A 21,964-nucleotide genomic window follows, 5' to 3' on the forward strand; every position below is an offset into this window, starting at 1 on the left:
CTACGGGGGGCACCTCCTACACACTCAATCCGGGTGGGCTGCTTTCGGTGGCCAGTATCGGCTCCTTCACGGTGAACCCTTCGCTCACCACGGATTACGTGGTGAGTGTGACTGACGCTAATGGTTGTTCGGGTACGGCCACGGGCACCGTCACGGTCAACCCCTCGGTCACCGCTACGCTGACGGTTAGCAGTGCAACGATATGCCAGGGGACATCCGCTACGCTGACGGCGGGTGGCGGGACTGTCTTCCTTTGGTCGACTGGTGAAACAACTCCGGCTATCTCGGTCACTGTGAGTGGAACCTACTCAGTAACGGTCAGTAATGCCGATGGCTGTTCGGACATTGTCAGCACAACCATTACGGTGAATCCTACGCCGATCCTGACCCTGAATTCGCCGACCGTTTGTGCTGGTCAGTCCACGGTGCTAACGGTGGGGGGCTGTTCGGGCGCGCTTACTTGGTCGACTGGTGATCAGACGACCTCACTAACGGTGGTTCCGTTAATCACAACAAGTTATTCGGCAACGTGCGTACTCACAACGGGCTGTTCGAGTACAGTTTCGACAACGGTAACGGTGTCCGATGTGCCGACGTATGATGCCGCTGTGGCTGGAGCAGCTACCTGTACGGGTGCAACCGCGAATGATGATGCGTCCATCACGTTAACGAACGTAGCCGGTGCGGTACGCGCTGACATCTCAACGGGCAGCACGTATGGTGGTCCCACGCCGGGTACAGTAGTGATTGGTGACGGTACCGTTCGCTTCGGCGGATTGCGTAATCCCACGGCGGCCCAACCCTACACGATTCGCTTGTTTGCCGCATCAGGATGCTTCACGGACGTGACGATTATCCTTGATCCGGTTATTTGCCAGTGTCCAGCGCCGGTTTGTGTACCTATCGTGATTCAAAAAATAATGCGATAGCGCGTAATAAATTGATCGTCAACCAGCCGGGTGTAAATCTATACTCGGCTGGTTAACGATTTAATGAGCCGCCTAATTCTGGCATGGAATTAGCTAACGACCTCACGAACCTGTGTAACAATCGGGCATGTGAACCATGACTATACGATGCACGGATTGCTACCGACCGATACAACGCCCAGTGGGTTATTTATGAAAGATCTGTATCGCTCATTTGTTCCTATATCAGGTTGCCTGAAGCGATGGTGGTTATTCATACTGCTTTTCCTGTTGGGTCAGGTTCTGTATGTGCCAACGGCCCAGGCTTCTCACTTTCGGTATGGAAACCTAACCTGGCGGCAACTGCCGACGGATCCCACCAACCGGACCATCGAGTTTAAGTTGACGATGAGCTTTCGGCGTACGTTTTTCAACCCGCTACCAACAGTTGGATCAACAATTACGAATGCTACAGCCAATGGCTCAGATCCATTCGTCTTCGGGGATGGAACCAGCATTACCAACTTCAACTTCATAGTTACGTCGGTCAATACGGCGGATGATTTCATTGTTGCTGAAGCCACGCTCGTGCGTATTTACGCAGCTAATGGAAACTATAACGCTTACATAGAATCAAATGCCCGGCTCAGCACGTTGCAGAACAACGCGAACGGGCGCTACCGGATTCCAACAACGGTAAACGCTGGAACGACTAATCTGCCGCCCGTAACTACCCTGCCGCCCGTTATTAATTTACCGTTTGGCCAATCAGCGGCTACTTTTACGATACCCGCCACGGACCCGAACGGAGATGCACTGACGTTTAGCCTGGCGACGGCAGCAGACCTCGGGGCGACGGCCACCGTCATCCAGCCAACGGGACTGTCGATCACCCCGGCTGGTCAGGTGACGTTCAATACCCAGACTCCGAGGGCGGTAGGGCAATTATATAGTGTATCGGTAAAAATATCGGATGGTCAATCGTTCGTTATCGTCGATTTCGTCATCCGAATTGTAGCGGCCAGTGCACCACCGGTTTTTGTCTACGGGGGTATTACGCCCGCCAATAACGCCACCATTCAGACATATGTTGGGTGCCCGGTCAGTTTCACCGTGCGGGCAACCGATACGGACCCAACCAGCAACACCATTACGCTGCAAGGCGTAGGTATCCCCCAGGGAGCCGTTTTTTCGCCCGTCACCGGCTCGAATACGGTTACGTCGGCCTTTAGCTTAATACCGACTACGGAGGGCACTTCGGTTGTTACGTTCATTGCTGAGGATAACATAGGCAATCAAGCCATTACGAACGTTACCCTGCGGACACTCCAGCCACTGCTAACGGCCACTTCTCAGGCAGTTTGCGTGGGTAGTCCGGTTAACTTAGTCGCTACGCCGGGAACCAGTGCCTCCGGCGTAACCAACTACACATTTCGGGGGCCGAGTGGTCTTATTGGGACAACCGGGACGAGCAATACGGCAACGGTTAGTGGCTTGTCGGCGGGGGTGTACAGTTTCAGCGTGACAACGTCCAATTCACTCAATTCGAACACCGCCTGCACCAGCACCGCCGTTACGTCCGTCACCGTCGATGCTCCCCCTACGGTCACGCTGTCCAGTTCGGGAACGCTGACCTGTGCGGTTCCGAGTGTTACGTTAACCGCCAACAGTAGTACCACTGGTACCGGCACTTCGTACGCATTTCGTGGACCAGGTTTAAACCAAACAGGCACCTCAACCACGGCCGTTGTTACCCAGTCGGGTACGTACACGGTGGTGGTTACTACGGCAAGTGGCTGCACGGCCCTGGCTACGACCACCGTTGCCAGCAATACGACGACGCCGGCCGCGCCCACCGTAAGCGTTACGTTGCAGCCCAGTTGCACCCTCGCCACGGGTACCATTACGGTTACGGCTCCCACCGGAGCGGATCTGACATACAGCATTAATGGAACTACCTATACGAACACGACGGGAAGTTTTACCGGGGTGGCTGCGGGAACGTATTCGGTTACCGTACGAAACAGTATCAGTGGATGTATTTCACCTGCCGTATCGGTGACGGTCACACCCCAGCCACCAACGCCGGTTGCCCCCACGGCGTTGGTAACTGTTCAGCCAACGTGTCTCCTGGCGACGGGTACTATCGTAATCAGTGCGCCCCTCGGTGCCGGACTGACCTACAGCATCAACGGCGTCACCTACAACACGCTGCCAACATTCACTGGCGTCACCTCCGGAACTTACGCCGTGACGGTTCGCAACAGCAGCGGATGCACCTCGCCCGCCACCATTGTAACCGTCAATCCCGCCCTGGCAGCGCCCGCTGCCCCAACAGTGAGCGTTACCTCGCAGCCCAGTTGCACTCTCGCTACGGGTACGATCACCGTCACCGCTCCCACGGCGGGAACGGGGTTTAACTACAGTATTGATGGTGCTACCTACACGAATACCTCAGGAATTTTCACCGGTGTGGCTCCCGGAACGTATTCTGTGACCGTACGCAATAACGTCACTAACTGCGTTTCTCCCGCTACGTCTGTCACCGTTACCGCCCAGCCGCCCACGCCCGCTGCGCCAACGGCCAGCGTGACCAGCCAGCCCAGTTGCACACTGGCCACAGGCACCATCACTGTCACGGCTCCCACCGGGGCGGGGCTGACCTACAGCATTAATGGAACTACGTACACCAACACGACGGGCAGCTTTACCGGAGTTGCCGCAGGAACGTATCCGGTGACGGTGCGCAACAGCAGCGGCTGTACCTCCCCAGCCACCTCCGTAACGGTTACCGCCCAACCACCCACCCCGGCGGCTCCCACCGTCAGCGTGACCAGCCAGCCCAGTTGCACACTGGCCACGGGAACTATCACCATTACGGCTCCCACCGGGGCCGGGCTCACCTATAGCATTGACGGCACTACCTATACGAACACGACGGGCAGCTTTACGGGCGTAGCACCGGGCACGTACGCCGTGACCGTCCGCAACGCCAGTGGCTGCACCTCCCCGGCTACGTCCGTCACCGTTACCGCCCAGCCGCCTACTCCCGCTGCGCCAACGGTCAGCGTGACCAGCCAGCCCAGTTGTACGCTCGCCACAGGCACCATCACCATTACGGCTCCCCTCGGGGCGGGGCTCACCTATAGCATTGACGGCACCACCTACACCAATACGACGGGAAGCTTTACCGGGGTTGTCGCAGGAACGTATGCGGTGACCGTCCGCAACGCCAGTGGCTGCACCTCCCCGGCTACGTCTGTCACCGTTACGGCTCAGCCCCCTACACCCGCTGCGCCCACGGCCAGCGTGACCAGCCAGCCCAGTTGCACACTGGCCACAGGCACCATCACTGTCACGGCTCCCACCGGGGCGGGGCTGACCTACAGCATTAACGGCACCACCTACACCAATACGACGGGAGGCTTTACCGGCGTGGCTGCGGGAACGTATCCGGTAACCGTACGAAACAGTAGCGGGTGTACCTCGCCAGCCACGTCCGTTACGGTTACGGCTCAGCCGCCAACGCCGGTGTTAACCGTAAACTCGGCCACTACCTGCGCCGGACTGTCAACGACGTTAACGGTTGGTGGTTGCACGGGGGGGACGCTGATCTGGTCGACAAGTGCCAACACCACGTCAATTGTCGTCATGCCCGTTGTGACAACAACATACTCGGCCACGTGTACAAATACGGCGGGTTGTTCGGCAACCATCGCCACAACGGTAACGGTACGGCCGACGCCCACCTTCACTAATCCGCCAACGGTTACGTCGGCTACCTGCGTCGGTGCGACGGCTACCAGTTCGGGCCGGATTGATTTTACAACACTACAGAATACGGAACAGGCTGGTATTGTGGCGGGTAGCAGCTACGCAGGTGGTCCCGCGTTTGGTGCCGTTGGCAATCAGGTAGTCACGAGCGGCACCGTTAGCTTCGGTAACCTGCCTAACCCGGCCACCCGGCAACCTTACACGGTCCGGCTGTTTGGCGCGTCAGGAACCTGTTTTACGGACGTAACGGTCATTCTTGACCGGGCAAACTGCCAGTGTCCGGCGCCATCCTGCGTGAAGGTTCTGGTCGCCTTAGCCCCTTAACCGGTCGAACGACTGACGCTGCTCCGCCCGAACCAATCGCTACCATTTCAGGCGAATTCCTCCGCGTACCGCTCCGCAACCTCATCCAGTATAGTACGTACGTCGACGTAGGTGTCGGTGGTGACGAGCCGCATTCGGAAGGGTTTGAAATCGGGCAGACCCCGGAAATAGTTGGCGTAATGGCGTCGCATCTCGAACAGTCCCACAATTTCACCCTTCCAGCGAATGGAAAAGTCGAGGTGCTGGCGGCACACGGCTACCCGGTCGGCCACGGTGGGCGGAGCGAGGTGCTCACCGGTCTGGACGAAGTGCTTGATCTCGTTGAAAATCCACGGATGGCCAATGCTCGCCCGGCCAATCATGACGCCGTCGACACCGTACCGGTTTTTGTAGTCCATTGCCTTTTCGGGCGAGTCGATGTCGCCGTTGCCGAAGATTGGGATCGTGATGCGCGGGTTGTCTTTAATGCGGCCGATGAGCGTCCAGTCGGCGTCGCCTTTATACATCTGCACCCGCGTCCGGCCGTGAACCGTCAGCGCTTTGATACCAATGTCCTGCAGCCGTTCGGCTACGTCGCCCACATTTTTGGTATGGTCGTCCCAGCCGAGCCGCGTTTTCACGGTCACGGGCAAGTGCGTGGCCCTAACCACGGCGTCGGTCATGCGCACCATCTTGGGAACATCCTGCAACAGGGCCGCCCCCGCCCCCCGGCACGCTACCTGCTTCACGGGGCAACCGTAATTGATGTCGATCAGGTCCGGCCCGGCACCGGTGGCAATGCGGGCGCACTCGCCCATCGTGTCCACGTCGGAACCGAAGAGCTGAATGCCGATGGGCCGCTCATACTCGAAGATGTCTAATTTCTGAACGCTCTTGGCCGCGTCGCGGATCAGCCCCTCCGACGAGATGAACTCGGTATACATCAGGTCGGCCCCGCTGGCTTTGCACACGGCCCGAAACGGCGGATCGCTGACGTCTTCCATGGGGGCCAGCAGCAGTGGAAAGTCCGGTAGTTGTATGTTGCCGATGTTAACCATATCCTTGCGTTGATGACTGGTTTTAGCACAATCCAAAGGCTGAATTGGTTCCTTTATGCAGATTATGCGATTGAGTCTGTAAATTTACAGGATTATGCAGCCAATCCATACCCAAAACCGCTCCGTATCACGCCCGTCAGCCATTGGTGGCCTTATCATGCTCGTTGGATTTGTGCTGCTGGGGGGCGTTGTCAGTACGTTGCTGTTGTTTGGTATCCTCATGGTGATGAAGGGGTTAGATGCGGCCGAAGCTCAGGCGTATCTAATGCAGTTAACGGTAGCGCCCACAAAATCGGGCAGCGGCTGGTATGAACTGATGCTGCTTCAGGCCGTTAACCACGTCGGCACGTTTCTGCTGCCTGCCCTGGCGTACTGGTATTTTACCGAGCACCGAACCTGGAATGAGTTCAACAGCAGGCCCCTGTGGGCGGTGGCGGGCCTGAGTCTGGTGGCACTGATCGTGATTGTGTTCATGCCGTTCGACGGGCTGATTATCGAATGGAATCAAAACATTCATTTGCCCCAAACGCTGGCCCCGCTGGAGCAGTGGATTCGCGATAAAGAGAAAAGTCTGGAAGGCATCACCAAATACCTTACCACTTTCGACACGACGGGTCAGTTGGTAGTCGCCCTGCTGGTGATTGCGGTGATTCCGGCCATTGGCGAAGAGGTGCTGTTCCGGGGGGTGCTGCAACGCGATTTCAGTCGCTGGACGGGTAACGTTCACATGGGCGTCTGGCTGGCGGCTATCCTGTTCAGTGCCATTCACGTGCAGTTTTTGGGGTTCTTCCCGCGGATGCTGCTGGGTGCGCTGTTCGGCTACCTCTACGTCTGGTCGGGCAATATCTGGGTACCCATTCTGGCGCACTTCGTCAACAACGGCTTCACCGTCCTGATGGTGTACCTGCATCAGCGCAAAGTGACCACGGTCGATATTGAAAGCAACGAGTCCGTACCGGTCCTGTTAGGGATGTTGTCGCTGGCTCTGACGGGGGGACTGTTGTATTATTTTAGGCAAAGAAACCAGGTTAGTGGTTCGTAGTTTGTGGTTGGCTGACGCAAGCACTCTCGCGTCAGCCAACCACAAACTACGAACCACTAACCTTACATAAAACCCATGAACGAAAACTGGGAATCCATTTACACCACGCCGTTGCCGCACCGGGCCGAGCTGGCGAAGGCGTTACTGACCGAACACGACATTCCGGCGGTGGTCGTCAACCGGCAGAGCAGTAGTTACCCCACGCTGGGGGGCAAAAGCGAAGTACACGTTCTGGTAAAAGACGCGATTCTGGCCAAAGTAATCTTGGAGAATGAGGCAACGTTTAGCTAAGATGACCAACCTCCAGCAGCGCGTTGTGGCGTCTGTGCTGGGGGTTCCGTTCATACTCTTCATGATCTGGTACGCCGACTGGACGTTTGCGCTGCTGTTTACGCTGATGAGTGCGCTCACGCAGCGGGAATTTTACAAGCTGCTGGGTCTCGATGGCTTCGAGCCGCTAACGGCCTATGGCACGGTGGTTGGCTGTTTGGTGTGTGCGCTGGCTTATTTCGTGGAAATGGGATTTATCGACATCGACTCCTACTTCCTGATCTGCCCGGCATCGTCGATGGTTTTCCTGATTAAGCTGTACAAAAAACGCGACATGAAACCGTTTACCAACATCGGTTTCACCTTCCTCGGCATCATTTACGTGGCCATCCCATTTGCGTTGCTCATCGTGCTGGCGCTGCGGGGGGGCAGTTATCACCCAGGCATCATCATTGGTTGCCTGTTGCTGCTGTGGGCCAGCGACATCGGCGCTTATTTTGCCGGTACGTATTTCGGTCGCCGGAAATTGTTTGAGCGGGTATCGCCCAAGAAATCGTGGGAGGGAGCCGTTGGTGGAGCCATTGCCGCCGGGCTGGTAGCGCTGGGCCTGGCCTTTTACGCCCCCGAACTCAAACCCTGGCAGTGGTACTGCGTTGGGGCCATCATTGTCGTAACAGGGATCTACGGGGATCTGGTCGAGTCACTTTTCAAGCGCAGCATAGCCATTAAGGACTCCGGCAGCAGCATTCCGGGGCACGGCGGTTTTCTGGATCGTTTCGACGGATTATTGCTGGCCGCGCCGTTCATCATCACGTTTTTGAAGTTATTCGCCTGAGTTCCAGGAAGCATTAATTCAGAACAGACGAAATCCAGAATTACGCAGCGAACGTAAATTTTATAATGCGGTTTCCGCCTGTCCACACGACTGGCTCACCACTTAGCGAAGCTACCAAGCACGCCCGGCCCAAGTGACCGGGCGTTTTTTGTTGTCTCACCTGATTCCACGCCAACCTAAAATCGGCCTTGCAGCAGGTAGGTGTCGGTGCGGGCGAACAGCAGCGAAAAGAAACTGAAGTCGCTCTTGTTAGTGTCGATTCGCTTCTCTAAACGCAGCACGGGGCTTCCTTCGTCAATACGAAGCTGCTTTGCTACGGTGCTATCGGCGGCTAATGCCTGAATTTTCTGCTCACCCCCTGTCACGACTAAGCCGTATTTGATTCGCAGTAAATCAAAGAACGAACGGTTTTCCAGTCGCTGGCGCGGGAAGTTGGGTATGTACCGGTTGGGAAGCGCCAGCTTTTCGTAGAAAACCGGCACGTTGTTGACCAACCGCAACCGCTCGAAGCAGAAAAAACCCGTTTTTACGTCTTCTTCGGTTGGCAAAAACAGCAGTTCTTCGGGAAAAGACCCCAAATACGGTTTGGTCAGCACGGCGGTTGTAATCAACTCGGCTACCGGGTCGGCTACCGGCTGAAAATTGTCATCGGAAGCGGCTGGATGCGGTTTAATCGACGTTACCCCTAAGCCAATTGGAATCGCCTGCACCACGCTTCCTTTCCCCTGATGTTTGCGAATGTAGCCATCCTGCACCAACAGGGACAGAGCCTGCCGGATGGTGGGTTGCGTCAGACGATACTGATTTTGAAGCACCTTTTCGGACGGCAGCAAATCGCCTGCTTTGAAAACTCCCCGTGTAATGTCCTGTCGCAGCACTTCATACAAATGCTGGTATTGAGGAATGCGGGTCAGGGAATCGTTCATGAAACAGGCTTAACGTGCAGCAACAAATATACGGCCTCTCCGACAATCAATACAGAAGGCACTGACAGCAACAAAACACCTTTAAAAGAGTCATTGATAATCAGTAATTTGTATTGAATTTTTCAAACTTATTATAATAAGTTTGTGGACTATTGACAAAGCTCTATTACCTTCGATCCAGTAAAGACATTATCTGCCAATGTGATGAAACAGGCGTGGCTATCGGAAAAGAAAATTGTCGTTATCGGCGGCACGACTGGGCTGGGCCTTTCAGCCGCCAAAGCGTTTGTTGAGCAGGGCGCTTCGGTGCTGGTGGTGGGTCGGGATGCCGAAAATGGCCGGATTGCCGAGGCCGAATTGGAGGGTCGGGGTCTTGCCATAGCGGGGGATGCCGTTGATCCACAAACGGCCATCACCGCTATTGAACGCTGCCAACGGGAGTTTGGCGGCTTCGACGGCCTGTACCACGTAGCTGGTGGCAGCGGGCGACGGTTTGGCGATGGACCCCTCCACGAACTGAGTCTCGACGGCTGGAACTATACGGTTACGCTGAACCTGACCTCGCTCATGCTGTCGAATCAGGCGGCTGTGCGGGCGTTTCTGGCGCAGGGAACCGGCGGTACGATCTTGAACATGGGGTCGGTGCTGGGGTATTCTCCCTCACCCGTTCACTTCGCAACCCACGCCTACGCGGCTACTAAATCGGCCATTATTGGTTTCACCAAATCCATCGCTGCTTATTACGCTAAGGATGATATTCGTGTCAATGTGCTGGCACCGGCTTTGGTCGAAACGCCAATGGCCAAACGGGCCGCACAGGACGATGTGATTCAGGCATTCATCAAGACGAAACAGCCGTTAGCGGGCGGACGCATTGGACAACCCGATGATCTGGACGGGGCTGCCGTGTTCTTTATGTCCGACTTTTCGCGGTTTACCACGGGGCAGATTCTATCGGTCGATGGGGGCTGGAGCATCAGCGAGGGGCAGTTGTAGGTATGGGTTGTTGATACGTTAACGTGAATTATGAATAAAGTTGCTGACCGCACCGGCGGACCGGCGAGGCCCTTCGACAGGCTCTGGGTGACAACCCAGCTTAACAGAGTTCACTAAGTTGAATTAACTTCCCAGTCACCCTGAGCCTGTCGAAGGGCCTCGCGGCAGCAACTCATCTATAATCAACAATATATGTCATCAGCCAGCCATAATTTATGTTAACTCATTAACCGTTAATCCAGTAACCAAGAACAAAATTGAGTCAGGCGATTGGAATCGATTTAGGGGGGACGCACATCAAAGGCGTCCTGATCGACACGGCTACGGGCGTGGTCCTTCAGCAGTTGCTCACCCCAACCAACGACGGAGAAGGTCAGCCGTGGCAACGAGCCGTACTGGATACCGTTCGGGCGTTGAAACAGCCGCTAACCGAACCACTTCGGGGCATCGGCTTGTCGGCACCGGGCCTGCCCACGTCCGACAACACGGCCATTGCCTGCATGCCCGGCCGACTACAGGGGCTGGAAGGATTCGACTGGTCAGACTATTTGGGCGAGCCGGTTCGGGTGCTGAACGACGCCCACGCAGCCCTGATGGCCGAAGCTCGATTTGGGGCGCTGGCGGGTGTGCAACACGGGTTGATGCTTACCCTGGGCACAGGGGTGGGGGGCGGCCTGCTGCTGAACGGCCAACTGTACCAGGGTTTTTTTCAGATGGCGGGCCATCTGGGTCATACCACCGTGGATGCCGATAGCCCGCAACGCGATATTACCAACGTACCCGGCAGCCTGGAAGATGCCATCGGGAACGTAACGGTGGGTCGGCGGTCGTTTGGCCGCTACCAGACCACCCACGAACTGGTCGACGGCTACCGGCAGGGTGAACCGCTGGCAACGCTGGTCTGGCTGACTTCGCTCCGGCATCTGGCCGTCGCGCTGGCGTCGCTGGCCAATGCGTTTTCGCCCGAGGTCATCGTGCTGGGGGGCGGTATTACCCAGGCCGACCACTCGCTGTTCGGTCCGCTGCAACCCTTTTTCGAGTTGTTTGAATGGCGACCGGCGGGCAAGAAAACCACGATACGCAAAGCACATTTCGATCAGTGGGCCGGGGCCATCGGTGCCGCAGCTTTTTTGAACGATTAAACCAACCGATCATCATGACCCTCACTGCGGAGTACATTCAAAAATCAAGAGCCATTCTGTCCACCATCGAAGCTCAGTCGGAAGCCATTCAGCAGGCGGCCCAGTGGTTTAGCCAGACGATCCTCGCCGGGCGGATGGTTCACCTGTTCGGCAGTGGCCACAGCCGAATCATGGTTGAGGAGATGTGGCCGCGCTACGGTTCTTTTTCCGGTTTCAACCCCATTGTCGAGCTTTCGCTCACCTTTCATAATTTGGTGGTGGGTGCCAACGGACAACGACAGGCCATGTTTCTGGAAAACGTACCCGGTCTCGGCGGGCGAATTTTGCGGAACTTCGACCTCTCCCAACAGGATTCTGCCCTCATCATTTCGTCCAGCGGCTGCAACGTGGTGCCCATCGAAATGGCCGGCCTGTTTCAGCAGCAGGGAATTAAGGTGGTGGCTCTCATCACGAAACAACACGCAGAAAAAAGCACGAGCAAGCGGCCCGACGGTAAGAAACTAAGCGATTTCGCCGACCTGATTTTAGACACGGGTGCGCCTGTGGGCGACGCCATGGTGATGGTTCCAGGCTTAGATACGCCCGTGGCACCCGGCTCGACCGTGGGGGGCGCCGTTCTCATCAACTGCATCAAGGCCGAGGTGGCCCGCCTGCTGACCGAAGCCGGCCAACCGCCCAAAGTCCTGTCGGCGGCCAACGTGGTCGGTGCCGACAAAGCGGTTGAGTTGTTCGAGGGAGCCTACGACGAACACGCCCACCGGCTGGCTAAACTCTACGAACGGGTCGGTATTCCTTCCTACGTCAGCGAACCGTCGGCTACGCTTAGTCCGGCCAATTCCTAATCAACCGTTTCGTATACCTATGGCTACCGTTTTCAATCATGCCGTTATTCCGCTGCTGGCCGAAACCGATATTCTGGTGATTGGGGCGGGGTCGGCGGGCTGCGTGGCGGCTCTGTCGGCGGCTGGGCGCGGTGCGGGCGTTTCGGTCATGCTGGTGGAGCGCTACGGTTTTCCGGGCGGCACCTCTACCCAGATGCTCGATACGTTCTACGGTTTCTTCACGCCCGGCGCTACCCCCAAGAAAATTGTGGGCGGCTGGCCCGACCGCATCGTCAACGAACTCGACAAGGCCGGAGCCGTTTTCCTGCGGCCCAATACCTACGGGGCCGGAATGGGCGTCAACTACAATCCCGAACGCCTGAAACTCGTCTGGGACCAGTTAATTGGGCAACAGAACATCCGGTATTTGTTGCACACCACGCTCATCGACGTAGCGACGGACGGTGACCGGCACGTCTGCATTTTCTGGAACAAAGGCGGCATTGGCAAGGTGCTGGCCCGCCGGGTGATCGACGCATCGGGCGATGCCGATTTCTGTCATCGGGCGGGGTTCGCCTGCGAGATTGCCGGTGAACGTGAACCCGCACAAAGCCTGACGACGACGTTTCGGATGAGCAACGTTGACCTGGACGCCTACGAACGGGCGGGTGGCAAAAAGATGCTCGGCCAAAAAATGGCGCAGGCTGTAGACAGCGGGCGGCATCCGTTACCCCGCAAAGAAGGCTCTGCCCACGAAATGAATGCGGCTAAGTGCATCTCGACCGTCGCCGTGAAAGTAGCTGGTTTGTCGGCCCTGAATGCCGCCGAACTGACGCTGGCAGAGGTCGAAGGGCGTCGGCAGGCGTTTGTCTATGAAGATTTCTTCCGGGCCGATGTGCCCGGTTATCAAGACGCCAGCATCATTGGGTTGTCGCACCAGATTGGCGTCCGCGAAACCCGGCGCGTCTACGGCGAGCACCGCCTGACGAAGGAGGATTGCTTAGCCGGACTGCTGCCCGACGACCGTATTTTTCTCTGCGGTGCCCCCATCGAAGACCACCGCCACGACCAGAACGGAGCCGAAGAAACCTACTGGGAGTACATTCCCGGCGCGGGTGTGTATGGCATTCCCTACGGCACCATTGTGCCCAAAGGCAGCCAGACCGTTTGGGTAGTGGGCCGGTGTTTTTCGGCCACGCACGATGCCCATGCGTCGTGCCGGTCGATGGCCCAAACCATGTCGATGGGGCAGGCGGCTGGGCTGGCGGCTGTGCAGTCGCTGCAACAGGACGAAGCAGCTAACCAATTGACGGTGAGTTTGTTGCAACAGAATTTGCGCGAATTAGGAACCGTTCTGGATATTCCCGATGCGGTGGCTGACACGTCGCGCAACGGCTGGAAGGCCAACGTAACGGCTTCAATCTTAACACGGAACGGTAACCCGATAAACGCGTAAACTGTCTATGGACACGCCTTTTGTGAGAACCGTGCTAGGCGATATTCCGGCGTCGCAACTGGGTGTTACGTACGCGCACGAACACCTGATTATTGAGGAAAGCTTTCCGACGCAGGCGAACCCGGATTTTCTGCTGAATGACGTGGATAAAGTCTCGGAAGAGTTGACGCGGGTGTATGAAGCCGGTGGCCGAACAATGGTGGACACGATGCCCGCCAACAGTGGTCGGAATGTGCTGAAATTAGCCGAGGTATCGCGCCGGACGGGGATTCAGATTGTTGCGCCAACCGGCATTCACTTGGAACAGTATTACCCTCTTTCTCACTGGCGCTACCACTATTCCGAAGACCAGTTGACCCGCCTGTTTATTGCCGACCTGGAGGAAGGAATTGACGCCTATGATTACAACGGACCCGTAGTCGACCGTACCGAACACAAAGCCGGGATGATTAAATTAGCCACCGGCGACGAGACTATTACGCTCCATCAGGAGTTGATTTTCCGGGCGGTGGTCAACACGCATCGGGCAACGGGCGTACCGATTCTGACCCATACCAACGCCGGGCGCCATGCTCTCGCCCAGGCCGAACGATTTGCCCAGCTCGGGGCCGACCTGCGCCACGTGGTCATCTCGCACGTTGACCGCTGCCCTGACCTTGCCTACCACCAGGCCTTGTTGCAAACCGGCGTCCGGGTTGAATTCGACAGTGCGTTTCGCTGGAAGAAGGGCGAAGAAAACGGGACGTTTCGGCTGCTGGAGACTCTGCTGCCCGATTTTCCCGAACAAATAACCGCCGGAATGGATGCAGCCCGCAACACCTACTGGCAATCGTACGGCGGTTCACCGGGCCTGACGTATCTGCTGACCACGTTTCGCGACGAACTCAACCGCCGGGGCTTAGGCGATTACTGGAACCGCCTGATGATTGACAATCCAGCAGCGCTCTACAGTTTCAGCGACGGGCAATGACAGACAGCACGGCCTTCGTAAAACAGTAACCGGACGGGTTTGAAATGAGCGGTGAGCCCCTATATTTACCCCACGTAACCCTCTATTCTTTCTCTCGTATGCAAACCATCTTAGGCGCTGGCGGCAACATCGGTGCTGAGCTTGCCCGCCAACTTATTGCCTACACGCCCCACATTCGGCTGGTGGCCCGCAATCCCAAAGCCGTCAACCCAACGGATGAATTGATGCCCGCTGATTTACTGGATGGCAGTCAGGTGGACCGGGCGGTGGCTGGGTCGGAGGTCGTTTACGTTACAGTTGGCTTTCCCTACAGCACCAAAGTCTGGCAGCAGTCGTGGCCACCGTTCATTACAAACGTGGTTGCCGCCTGCCAGAAACACGGGGCTAAACTGGTGTTCTTCGATAACGTATACATGTACGACCGGAGCGCCATTGGCCACATGACGGAGGAGTCGCCCGTTAATCCACCCTCTGAAAAAGGTAAGGTACGGGCGCAAATCGCCGATATGATCCTGAGCGAAGTAAAGAAAGGGACGCTGACGGCACTGATTGCCCGTTCAGCCGATTTCTACGGACCTGGCGGTACCAACAGTGTATTGCAGGCGATGGTGACGGATAACCTGCGGAAAGGCAAAAAGTCTAATTGGCCGGTCGACGCCGATAAAATTCACAACTTCACTTACACGCCCGATGCAGCTAAGGCAACGGCTCTGCTGGGCAATACGCCCGACGCCTACAATCAAGTGTGGCATCTGCCCACCGATTCAATCCCGCTGACCGGCAGGCAATGGACAGCGCTGTTCACCGAAGCTATGTCCGGTAAGGCCGGGGTGCAGGTTATGCCCGCCTGGTTGGTGGGTGCGCTGAGTATCTTCATTCCGTTCATGGGCGAGTTCAAACCCATGCTCTACCAGTATGACCAGAATTATTTTTTCGACAGCAGCAAGTTCAGTCAGCGATTCGATTTCACCACCACCACGCCCCAACAGGCCGTTGACGCCATTGTGCGGGCGAAATAGAAACGTCCCGCAGGCAGAGTAAACGCATGATAGAAATTGCTTACGCGAAGTCCTTCGACAAGCTCAGGATGACTGGAAAGTTGAGTCAACTTAGTGAACTCTGTTAAGCTGATTTGTCACCCTGAGCCTGTCGAAGGGCTATGCGTAAGCAAATGTAATCTCATGCGTTTACCCTGCCTGCGGGACAATTAGCTAAAGTGCCTAACCCGCCCGACTTTAAGCACAACAATGTTGGTGTAACCACAACGCAACGGTATGACAACCATCGAAAACAATCAGCTACGCGTCAGCATTCGCCCGCAGGGAGCCGAACTGACGGGTATTTTTTACAAACCAACGGCTACTGAACACCTCTGGCAGGCCGACCCAACTGTTTGGGGCTGGCACGCGCCCAACTTGTTCCCCATCGTTGGCGGTCTGCTGAACGATGAACTTCACGTTGGTGGTGAAACGTATCCCATGAAACGCCACGGGTTTGCAAGGCAGTCGCTGTTTGTAGAAACGGAATCGTCGGACAGTCACGCGATTTTTGCCCTGCGGTCCAATGATAAAACGTGGGCGGTGTATCCGTACGAGTTCGAGTTTCAGATCAGCTATGAACTGACTGACGCCAGCCTGAGTGTCACATACCGCGTTGTGAACGAAGGAGATGCCGCAATGTATTTCTCAGTCGGGGCGCACCCGGCGTTCAATGTGCCGTTTGTGGAGGGCGAAGCGTATTCGGATTACGTGCTGGAATTTGAACAGGACGAAGCCCTCGTCACCCACCAACTGTCAGAAGCGGGCCTGTTTTCCGGCGAAACCCGCCCCGTGCCAATCACGAATCGCCAACTCGCGCTAACACCAAACCTGTTCGATCAGGACGCATTGGTGTTCAAAAACATCAAATCCCGGCGAGTGTCGCTGAAGCACAAAGACCACGACCGGGCCGTAACGGTTTCGTTTTTGGATTTTCCGCACCTCGGCATCTGGGCCAAACCCGGTGCGCCGTTCGTGTGCATCGAGCCGTGGTTAGGTTATGCCGACGCCGAGGGTGCCCCAACGCCTGTTGAGCGGAAAGGGGCAATTCAGCACCTCGACGCGGGCGACGTTTTTGCCGCAACCTTCACCATCGGCATTGCCTGAAACTGCGCAAGAATCGGGTTTTGCCCCGGCTCGGTTGTGGTGACCTTTGTACAGCAGAAACAACCACAACAACAGCAATGAACGCATCTGAAACCTACACATTCCGGCAAATTGCGCAGGCCATCGACCACCTGACGACCAACTTCCGCGACCAGCCATCCCTATCCGACCTCGCCGGTCAGGTCAACCTGAGCGAGTTCCATTTTCAGCGGCTCTTCACCGAATGGGCAGGGGTGAGCCCCAAGAAATTCGGCCAATACCTAACCCTCGAACACGCTAAGCAGCAACTCCGCAATGGGGTTCCACTATCCGAAGCCGCCCACGGGGCCGGGCTGTCGGGCACGGGTCGGCTGCACGATCTGTTCGTGAGCATTGAGGGCGTTACGCCGGGGCAGTTTAAGCAGGCGGGAGCCGGTCTGGCCATGGCCTATGGCGTGTTCAACAGTCCGTTCGGCGCGTATGTGCTGGGGGCGATCAACGGCAAAATCGCTCTGCTGCATTTCCTGAACGAGGACGAAGAACCCGCAACTATCCTGACATCCTCGTGGCCTGGCGTTACGCTTCAGCACGACCCAAAAGCGGTGCAAATCTTGGCCGATCAGGTGTTTCCCGTCGCGGGTAGTAGCCAACCCCAACCCCTGCCCGTAATGCTGCGTGGCTCCGCGTTTCAGCTCAAAGTATGGGAAGCCCTACTCAAAATTCCCGAAGGTCGGCTGGTCAGCTACGATCAGATTGCCGACGCCATCGGGCAGCCCACGGCGTCGCGGGCGGTGGGCACGGCAATTGGCAGTAATCCCGTAGGCTATTTAATTCCGTGCCACCGGGTCATCAAGAAAACGGGCCTGTTCGGCGGTTACCGCTGGGGTATGGCCCGCAAACAGGCTATGCTGGGCTGGGAAGCGGCACGGGTAAATAATGAGTAATGAACCGGGCGGGCGATCCCGAATGAATAATTGGTAATGATACAACCTTCAGAATCTATTGACTGGCCGACGCATCAAAAAACCCTCTCGGAAAAGGGATACGCCTTGCTGCCATCGGTTTTGTTGCCCGACGACTGCCATAAACTGGCCGCCCTGTTCGACGCGCCGGATCTGTACCGCAAAGCCATTGTGATGCAGAAGCACGGGTATGGCAGTGGTGAGTACAAGTATTTTAACTATCCGCTGCCGCCCGTCGTGGACGCACTTCGCCACGACTTATTTCCGAAACTGGCGACTGTTGCCAACGACTGGAACGAGCAGCTTGGCGTCGCCCAACGCTACCCAACCGACCTCGACGCGTGGTTGGCGACCTGCCACGCGGCCGGACAAACCCGCCCCACGCCCCTGATTCTGAAGTATGGCGCGGGCGACTGGAATGCGCTGCACCAGGATATGTACGGCGAGCTGCATTTTCCGTTTCAGGCGGTTGTGTTCTTGAATCAGCCTGGCGCGGACTACGTCGGGGGCGAGTTTGTGCTGTTGGAGCAGCGCCCCCGGATGCAGTCGAAAGCGACGGTTTTGCAACCGCAGCAGGGCCAGATTCTGCTTTTCACGACGAAGCACAGACCCGTGAAAGGCACCCGCGGCCATTACCGCGTGACCATGCGGCACGGCGTCAGTGAGGTCAAAAGCGGCCAACGAGTGAATTTAGGACTGATTTTTCACGACGCGGCATGATTCGTCACACGGTGCTAGGACCAACGCCGTTTGCTCAGCTTCGTGCCTTGGTTGGGTTGATTCGGAGCGGGGCTGTCACTCTCGGTGGCAACGGTCCCGGCCGCATCTACGGGGGGCTCGACTGCCGGGCCGGGAAACGCATGAAGGCAATCAACCGGGTCTTTTTTCGGGATACAGCCGAGGCCATCGAAGCGGGCTTCCGGCCCTGCGGAATCTGCTTGCCGAACGATTACAAAGCCTGGAAGGAAAATCAGCGTTACGAATCACAACCAGATCTCAGGACAGCGTGAGCGTATGCGTAAATGGCGTAAATCCGGTAAGATACACCGTCGGTGCGTCGAAGGCGGGTAAGGACCCCCGCAATTGAACGTTTTTGTGCAGCACCTTCCCCGGCCCGAAGGTGATGGTATCGGCCTGGACGGTATAGGTGCCCGATTCCGACAGCAGGTACGCGTTTGCCCGGCTGGGGTGTGGGGAGACTCCCGTGAAGGTGCCGCCGGGTCGAAAGATAAGCTCCACCGCCACCGGGACGCCCTCGGTTCCGGTAATCTGAATTTGAGCCTGTAAACCGCCCTGTATTTCGCTGATTGTTACCTGACTTTTGAGTTGCTGAATTTCGCTTTGCTTGCGGTTGGACCGGGGCATCTTCTCCCAATCCCCGTCTGAAGGTATAGTCTCGGGCGGGTAGGGTTGGTAGTAGGGGCCTTCCAGCGATTGGGTTAGTATCCAGCTATCGCCCTGTCTGCTAATTGATTCCGTTTGAAACTGGCCTTTGCCAAAAAAAGAAGCCGCCAGCCGGATTCCCTGCAAAACGGCGTTGCCCTTGTGAAAGGTGAGCCAGACGGGATTCGCCGACAAAAGGGTGCCGTCCCATCCACCGCGCCGAATTCGGACCAAACCCGATTTAGGAAAATCCTTTACGTAGTTCGTGGGCAGCAGTTGGTTAGCGGGCAACTCACGCCAGATCGCCGGATCGTCGAGTAGATAATCGAGGTAATAGACGGCTTTGGGCAGCATCGTTTTTTCGATCCACCGGCATAGAGCGGCCATCTCCCCGTTTTTGTCCTGCAAGGCCATGTAGCGATACGCGTAATAATAGCCTTCGGGCGTACCAATCAGGGCTTTGTCCTGTCGCCCCGACGCTTCCGTAACTAATTCGCCGTTTGGATGCAGGTAATACAGGGCCAGGGCTAAATTCCTCCGTACGTAATCCAGCAGGTCCGGTTTGTTTAACCCGGTGGCAATCGTGATGAGCAGGCGGTTGGTCAGGGGTGAATAAATCAGGGTGCTGCGTTCGTTGTACTGCCCCTCCGCATCCATGTCGATGTGTTCGGCCAGCCATTGGTCGATGCGGGCCACGTACCGGGTGTCGGGCCAGAGCGTGTTTAATTTGGTCAGCGCGGCCGACACCACCCAACGGTGATTAGGCGTGTGAATGCCACCGACGATCAACGCTTCGCCCGCCCGTTGCAAAAACGATTTTAACTGAGCCAGAACACTCTCCATTGCCGGGGTCTCCGAACGGACCAGCAGGGCGTAGGCCGTCGTTAACCGCTTGACGATAAATCCCGTATCGGGCGTAGAGTGAAAATTAGTAGCGGGCAGATCGAGCGTGCCGTCCGCGTGTTGAACCTTGAGCAGGTACTGAATCGCTCCGGCCATTTCCCCGAGCAAGGCGTTCGACCGGTAGTGCGCCGACTCTGGGCACGACAGGGCGCAAGCAGCCCGCCGAACAAAATCAGCCGTCGACTGCGGATTTGGGATGTCATCGCCGTCTTTCAGTCCACCGAAAGCAGGATGGGCAGGCTCGCTGATTCGTGATGCGCGCACGGTAGTGAGCTGCTGGTCGTTGCCCTTGATTAATTCGAGCAGCCAGGCCGGTTTCGTTGGCGGGTCGACAGGAGTAGACTCACCAAAGGCCGTACCCCGTAGGAGCGGCAGAACGCAAACCGAGGTTGTTCCGGTACGGACGAACGTTCGTCTGTTCATTGGTTGAGGGACTGAGGAAGGAATGCAGTGTAACCTTCAAAAGTGAGGACGGAAGTTTCCTACTAATTTTCGGCCAGTAACTTCTTCAGCACCGCCACACTCCGCTCCAACTCGGCTTCTGTACTCGACGCAAAGCCAAGCCGGGTGCTGTTCATTACCTGACCCGGTGGGTTGTGGATCAAGCCGTTAGAAAAGTAAAGCCCGTTCTGGCTGGCTCTGTCAGTCAATTTTTCCATATCAATCGCCGGGTCGATGGTGGCCCATACGGCTAATCCTCCATCGGGTTTGGTGAACTGCACCGTGTCATGCAATTCCGTTGTCAGCAGGTGGCAAAAGTGGTCACGCCGGGCATGATAGGTACGCAGTGCTTTGCGAAAGTGCCGCCGGAGATCGCCGGTTTTGAATAACTGCCCAACCGCAAATTCCAGTATTGGGTCGCCCTGCCGGTCGATGATGCGCCGGAGCCGGGCCAGCTCATCGATCAGCGCGGTTGGGGCCACTACATAGCCAATTCGGAACGCGGGAGCTACCGACTTGGTTAGCGAGCCAATGTAAACGACCATACCATGCCGGTCGGCGCTGGCGAGGGGTAGAATTGGGCGGCTGAGGTAGTGGAAATCATAATCGTAATCATCTTCCAGAATCGCAAAACCGTACTGCTCGGCGAGTTGTAGCAGCCGAACGCGCCGGTCGGGGCGCAGCGTCACGGTGGTAGGGTAGTGGTGATGGGGCGTCACGGACACCAATCGAACTGGTATTTTTTCGGCCAATAGCGATAGTGCCTCCACGTCGATTCCGAGCGCATCAACGGGAACCGTCAGCACGGTGGCTCCGGCATTACGAAAATTCATCGTGGCCCCCGCCCAGGTCGTTTCGCCCGTCACGACCACGTCGCCAGGGCGCAGTAGCACCCGACTGGCCAGGTGCAGGCCCATAATGCTGCCCCGCGTGATGAGGATGTTGTCGGGCGTGGTGCGCAGGCCGCGCGTTTCGTTGAGGTAGAGCGACAGTTGTTCACGCAGGAGTGGGTGACCTTTCGTATCGCCGTAGCCGAAATGCTGTTGTGGATCGCCCCACCCACAATAAGACCGGTACGCGCGGCTCAGTTCGGCTAATGGAGCCAGCCGTATATCGGGAAACCCATCATCCAAACGCAACCCCTTGGAATTAGTCAGTAGTGGCCGGGTCAGAAACGGCAGCGACTCGAACGGGTAACCAGGCTGTTCAGCAAGGCGATGACGTTCAGCAATGGCGTTGCTGGGAGAGGTCAGTTCCTGCGGCCGAACGTCCGGCAAATGCCCCGCCACAAAGGTGCCGCTGCCCGGTCGGCTTTCGAGCCAGCCCTGCGCCGTGGCTTCGTCGTAGGCCGCCACGATGGTTTGCCGGTTAACGGCGAGCAGGTCGGCTAACTGGCGCGTGCCGGGCAGCCGCTGGCCCGCCGACAGCGTTCCCGCGCGGATGAGTTGAGCGAACTGATCGCTCAGTTGCACAAAAACGGGCGTAGTTAACGATCTGTCAAGCGATAAAAGTGATTTGAAGGGTAGCATAGACTTACTCACTAAAAAGGTTTTCATCGATACGTCTGCAAACTGGACTATTTCATTTGTGAAAACTGGACCGTTCTGATAGGCCGGTAAAAGAAGATATTTGCTCGCATAACAACAACTCG

General features: G+C 56.9%; 18 protein-coding genes and 1 pseudogene. 15 read left to right on the forward strand and 4 right to left on the reverse strand.

The genetic code is table 11. From position 1 onward, the window contains the following. Positions 1-929, forward strand: a pseudogene (locus ACYVHB_RS18455) (hypothetical protein); the annotation flags it as partial. A 147-nt stretch (positions 930-1,076) separates the two neighbouring features. Further along, entirely contained in the window at positions 1,077-5,006 is a 3,930-nt protein-coding gene (locus tag ACYVHB_RS18460) for a beta strand repeat-containing protein (protein WP_461053255.1), read from the forward strand. Positions 5,007-5,053: 47 nt separating this feature from the next. Here the strand turns inward: ACYVHB_RS18460 and dusB are convergent, their stop codons facing one another. Beyond that, on the reverse strand, positions 5,054-6,043 hold the full coding sequence (gene dusB / locus ACYVHB_RS18465; RefSeq protein ID WP_461053256.1) for a tRNA dihydrouridine synthase DusB: 990 nt from the start codon (positions 6,041-6,043) through the stop codon (positions 5,054-5,056). 94 nt (positions 6,044-6,137) lie between these two features. On the opposite strand from dusB, the gene ACYVHB_RS18470 reads away from it, so the two are divergent. From ACYVHB_RS18470 to ACYVHB_RS18480, 3 genes are all read left to right on the forward strand, one after another. Beyond that, positions 6,138-7,085 (forward strand): lysostaphin resistance A-like protein, encoded by a 948-nt coding sequence (locus ACYVHB_RS18470; protein WP_461053257.1) that lies wholly within the window; start codon positions 6,138-6,140, stop codon positions 7,083-7,085. Between the two features lie 75 nt (positions 7,086-7,160). Continuing rightward, entirely contained in the window at positions 7,161-7,376 is a 216-nt protein-coding gene (locus tag ACYVHB_RS18475; protein ID WP_461053258.1) for a putative signal transducing protein, read from the forward strand. Further along, on the forward strand, positions 7,357-8,190 hold the full coding sequence (locus ACYVHB_RS18480) for a phosphatidate cytidylyltransferase (RefSeq protein ID WP_461053259.1): 834 nt from the start codon (positions 7,357-7,359) through the stop codon (positions 8,188-8,190). Before ACYVHB_RS18475 ends, ACYVHB_RS18480 begins: the two co-directional genes overlap by 20 nt. A 176-nt stretch (positions 8,191-8,366) precedes the next feature. On the opposite strand, the gene ACYVHB_RS18485 is transcribed toward ACYVHB_RS18480, so the two are convergent. Continuing rightward, positions 8,367-9,116: a GntR family transcriptional regulator gene (locus tag ACYVHB_RS18485; protein WP_461053260.1), complete on the reverse strand. Its 750-nt coding sequence runs from the start codon at positions 9,114-9,116 to the stop codon at positions 8,367-8,369. A 204-nt stretch (positions 9,117-9,320) separates the two neighbouring features. Between ACYVHB_RS18485 and ACYVHB_RS18490 the strand changes: the two genes are divergently transcribed. The 10 genes from ACYVHB_RS18490 (at position 9,321) to ACYVHB_RS18535 (ending at position 18,596) form a co-directional block, all read left to right on the forward strand. Next, positions 9,321-10,112: an SDR family NAD(P)-dependent oxidoreductase gene (locus ACYVHB_RS18490; RefSeq protein WP_461053261.1), complete on the forward strand. Its 792-nt coding sequence runs from the start codon at positions 9,321-9,323 to the stop codon at positions 10,110-10,112. A gap of 257 nt (positions 10,113-10,369) precedes the next feature. Further along, the gene (locus tag ACYVHB_RS18495) at positions 10,370-11,254 is read left to right on the forward strand and encodes an ROK family protein (protein WP_461053262.1); all 885 of its coding nucleotides are present in this window, start codon (positions 10,370-10,372) and stop codon (positions 11,252-11,254) included. Between the two features lie 14 nt (positions 11,255-11,268). Then, positions 11,269-12,096, forward strand: a complete 828-nt coding sequence (locus tag ACYVHB_RS18500; protein ID WP_461053263.1) for a sugar isomerase domain-containing protein — start codon at positions 11,269-11,271, stop codon at positions 12,094-12,096. Positions 12,097-12,115: 19 nt separating this feature from the next. Further along, complete coding sequence (locus ACYVHB_RS18505; RefSeq protein ID WP_461053264.1) at positions 12,116-13,531, forward strand: FAD-dependent oxidoreductase; 1,416 nt, start codon at positions 12,116-12,118, stop codon at positions 13,529-13,531. Positions 13,532-13,538: 7 nt separating this feature from the next. Continuing rightward, positions 13,539-14,501, forward strand: coding sequence for a phosphotriesterase family protein (locus ACYVHB_RS18510; protein ID WP_461053265.1), 963 nt, complete (start codon positions 13,539-13,541; stop codon positions 14,499-14,501). Positions 14,502-14,599: 98 nt separating this feature from the next. Beyond that, a complete protein-coding gene (locus ACYVHB_RS18515; RefSeq protein WP_461053266.1) occupies positions 14,600-15,520 on the forward strand; it encodes an NAD-dependent epimerase/dehydratase family protein in 921 nt (306 codons plus the stop codon). A 255-nt stretch (positions 15,521-15,775) separates the two neighbouring features. Continuing rightward, positions 15,776-16,645 (forward strand): aldose 1-epimerase family protein, encoded by an 870-nt coding sequence (locus ACYVHB_RS18520; RefSeq protein ID WP_461053267.1) that lies wholly within the window; start codon positions 15,776-15,778, stop codon positions 16,643-16,645. A 77-nt stretch (positions 16,646-16,722) separates the two neighbouring features. Continuing rightward, complete coding sequence (locus ACYVHB_RS18525) at positions 16,723-17,568, forward strand: bifunctional helix-turn-helix domain-containing protein/methylated-DNA--[protein]-cysteine S-methyltransferase (RefSeq protein ID WP_461053268.1); 846 nt, start codon at positions 16,723-16,725, stop codon at positions 17,566-17,568. A gap of 36 nt (positions 17,569-17,604) precedes the next feature. Beyond that, a complete protein-coding gene (locus ACYVHB_RS18530; RefSeq protein WP_461053269.1) occupies positions 17,605-18,306 on the forward strand; it encodes a 2OG-Fe(II) oxygenase in 702 nt (233 codons plus the stop codon). Next, the gene (locus tag ACYVHB_RS18535) at positions 18,303-18,596 is read left to right on the forward strand and encodes an Ada metal-binding domain-containing protein (RefSeq protein ID WP_461053270.1); all 294 of its coding nucleotides are present in this window, start codon (positions 18,303-18,305) and stop codon (positions 18,594-18,596) included. Before ACYVHB_RS18530 ends, ACYVHB_RS18535 begins: the two co-directional genes overlap by 4 nt. Here the strand turns inward: ACYVHB_RS18535 and ACYVHB_RS18540 are convergent. Both ACYVHB_RS18540 and ACYVHB_RS18545 read right to left on the reverse strand, forming a co-directional pair. Then, a complete protein-coding gene (locus ACYVHB_RS18540) occupies positions 18,583-20,295 on the reverse strand; it encodes a hypothetical protein (protein ID WP_461053271.1) in 1,713 nt (570 codons plus the stop codon). The genes ACYVHB_RS18535 and ACYVHB_RS18540 overlap by 14 nt on opposite strands. Before the next feature lie 62 nt (positions 20,296-20,357). Beyond that, positions 20,358-21,842, reverse strand: coding sequence for an aminotransferase-like domain-containing protein (locus ACYVHB_RS18545; RefSeq protein ID WP_461053563.1), 1,485 nt, complete (start codon positions 21,840-21,842; stop codon positions 20,358-20,360). Positions 21,843-21,964 lie beyond the last annotated feature (122 nt).

It is taken from the genome of Spirosoma arcticum (assembly GCF_054779955.1).

What these genes read in the sequence shown, in the direction of transcription:
- ACYVHB_RS18505 (WP_461053264.1), top strand. Translation starts at nt 12,116, where the DNA reads ATGGCTACCGTTTTCAATCATGCCGTTATTCCGCTGCTGGCCGAAACC.
- ACYVHB_RS18540 (WP_461053271.1), bottom strand. Translation starts at nt 20,295, where the DNA reads ATGAACAGACGAACGTTCGTCCGTACCGGAACAACCTCGGTTTGCGTT.
- ACYVHB_RS18545 (WP_461053563.1), bottom strand. Translation starts at nt 21,842, where the DNA reads ATGCTACCCTTCAAATCACTTTTATCGCTTGACAGATCGTTAACTACG.
- ACYVHB_RS18525 (WP_461053268.1), top strand. Translation starts at nt 16,723, where the DNA reads ATGAACGCATCTGAAACCTACACATTCCGGCAAATTGCGCAGGCCATC.
- ACYVHB_RS18530 (WP_461053269.1), top strand. Translation starts at nt 17,605, where the DNA reads ATGATACAACCTTCAGAATCTATTGACTGGCCGACGCATCAAAAAACC.
- dusB (WP_461053256.1), bottom strand. Translation starts at nt 6,043, where the DNA reads ATGGTTAACATCGGCAACATACAACTACCGGACTTTCCACTGCTGCTG.
- ACYVHB_RS18485 (WP_461053260.1), bottom strand. Translation starts at nt 9,116, where the DNA reads ATGAACGATTCCCTGACCCGCATTCCTCAATACCAGCATTTGTATGAA.
- ACYVHB_RS18460 (WP_461053255.1), top strand. Translation starts at nt 1,077, where the DNA reads ATGCACGGATTGCTACCGACCGATACAACGCCCAGTGGGTTATTTATG.
- ACYVHB_RS18470 (WP_461053257.1), top strand. Translation starts at nt 6,138, where the DNA reads ATGCAGCCAATCCATACCCAAAACCGCTCCGTATCACGCCCGTCAGCC.
- ACYVHB_RS18480 (WP_461053259.1), top strand. Translation starts at nt 7,357, where the DNA reads ATGAGGCAACGTTTAGCTAAGATGACCAACCTCCAGCAGCGCGTTGTG.
- ACYVHB_RS18475 (WP_461053258.1), top strand. Translation starts at nt 7,161, where the DNA reads ATGAACGAAAACTGGGAATCCATTTACACCACGCCGTTGCCGCACCGG.
- ACYVHB_RS18535 (WP_461053270.1), top strand. Translation starts at nt 18,303, where the DNA reads ATGATTCGTCACACGGTGCTAGGACCAACGCCGTTTGCTCAGCTTCGT.
- ACYVHB_RS18490 (WP_461053261.1), top strand. Translation starts at nt 9,321, where the DNA reads ATGAAACAGGCGTGGCTATCGGAAAAGAAAATTGTCGTTATCGGCGGC.
- ACYVHB_RS18515 (WP_461053266.1), top strand. Translation starts at nt 14,600, where the DNA reads ATGCAAACCATCTTAGGCGCTGGCGGCAACATCGGTGCTGAGCTTGCC.
- ACYVHB_RS18500 (WP_461053263.1), top strand. Translation starts at nt 11,269, where the DNA reads ATGACCCTCACTGCGGAGTACATTCAAAAATCAAGAGCCATTCTGTCC.
- ACYVHB_RS18510 (WP_461053265.1), top strand. Translation starts at nt 13,539, where the DNA reads ATGGACACGCCTTTTGTGAGAACCGTGCTAGGCGATATTCCGGCGTCG.
- ACYVHB_RS18520 (WP_461053267.1), top strand. Translation starts at nt 15,776, where the DNA reads ATGACAACCATCGAAAACAATCAGCTACGCGTCAGCATTCGCCCGCAG.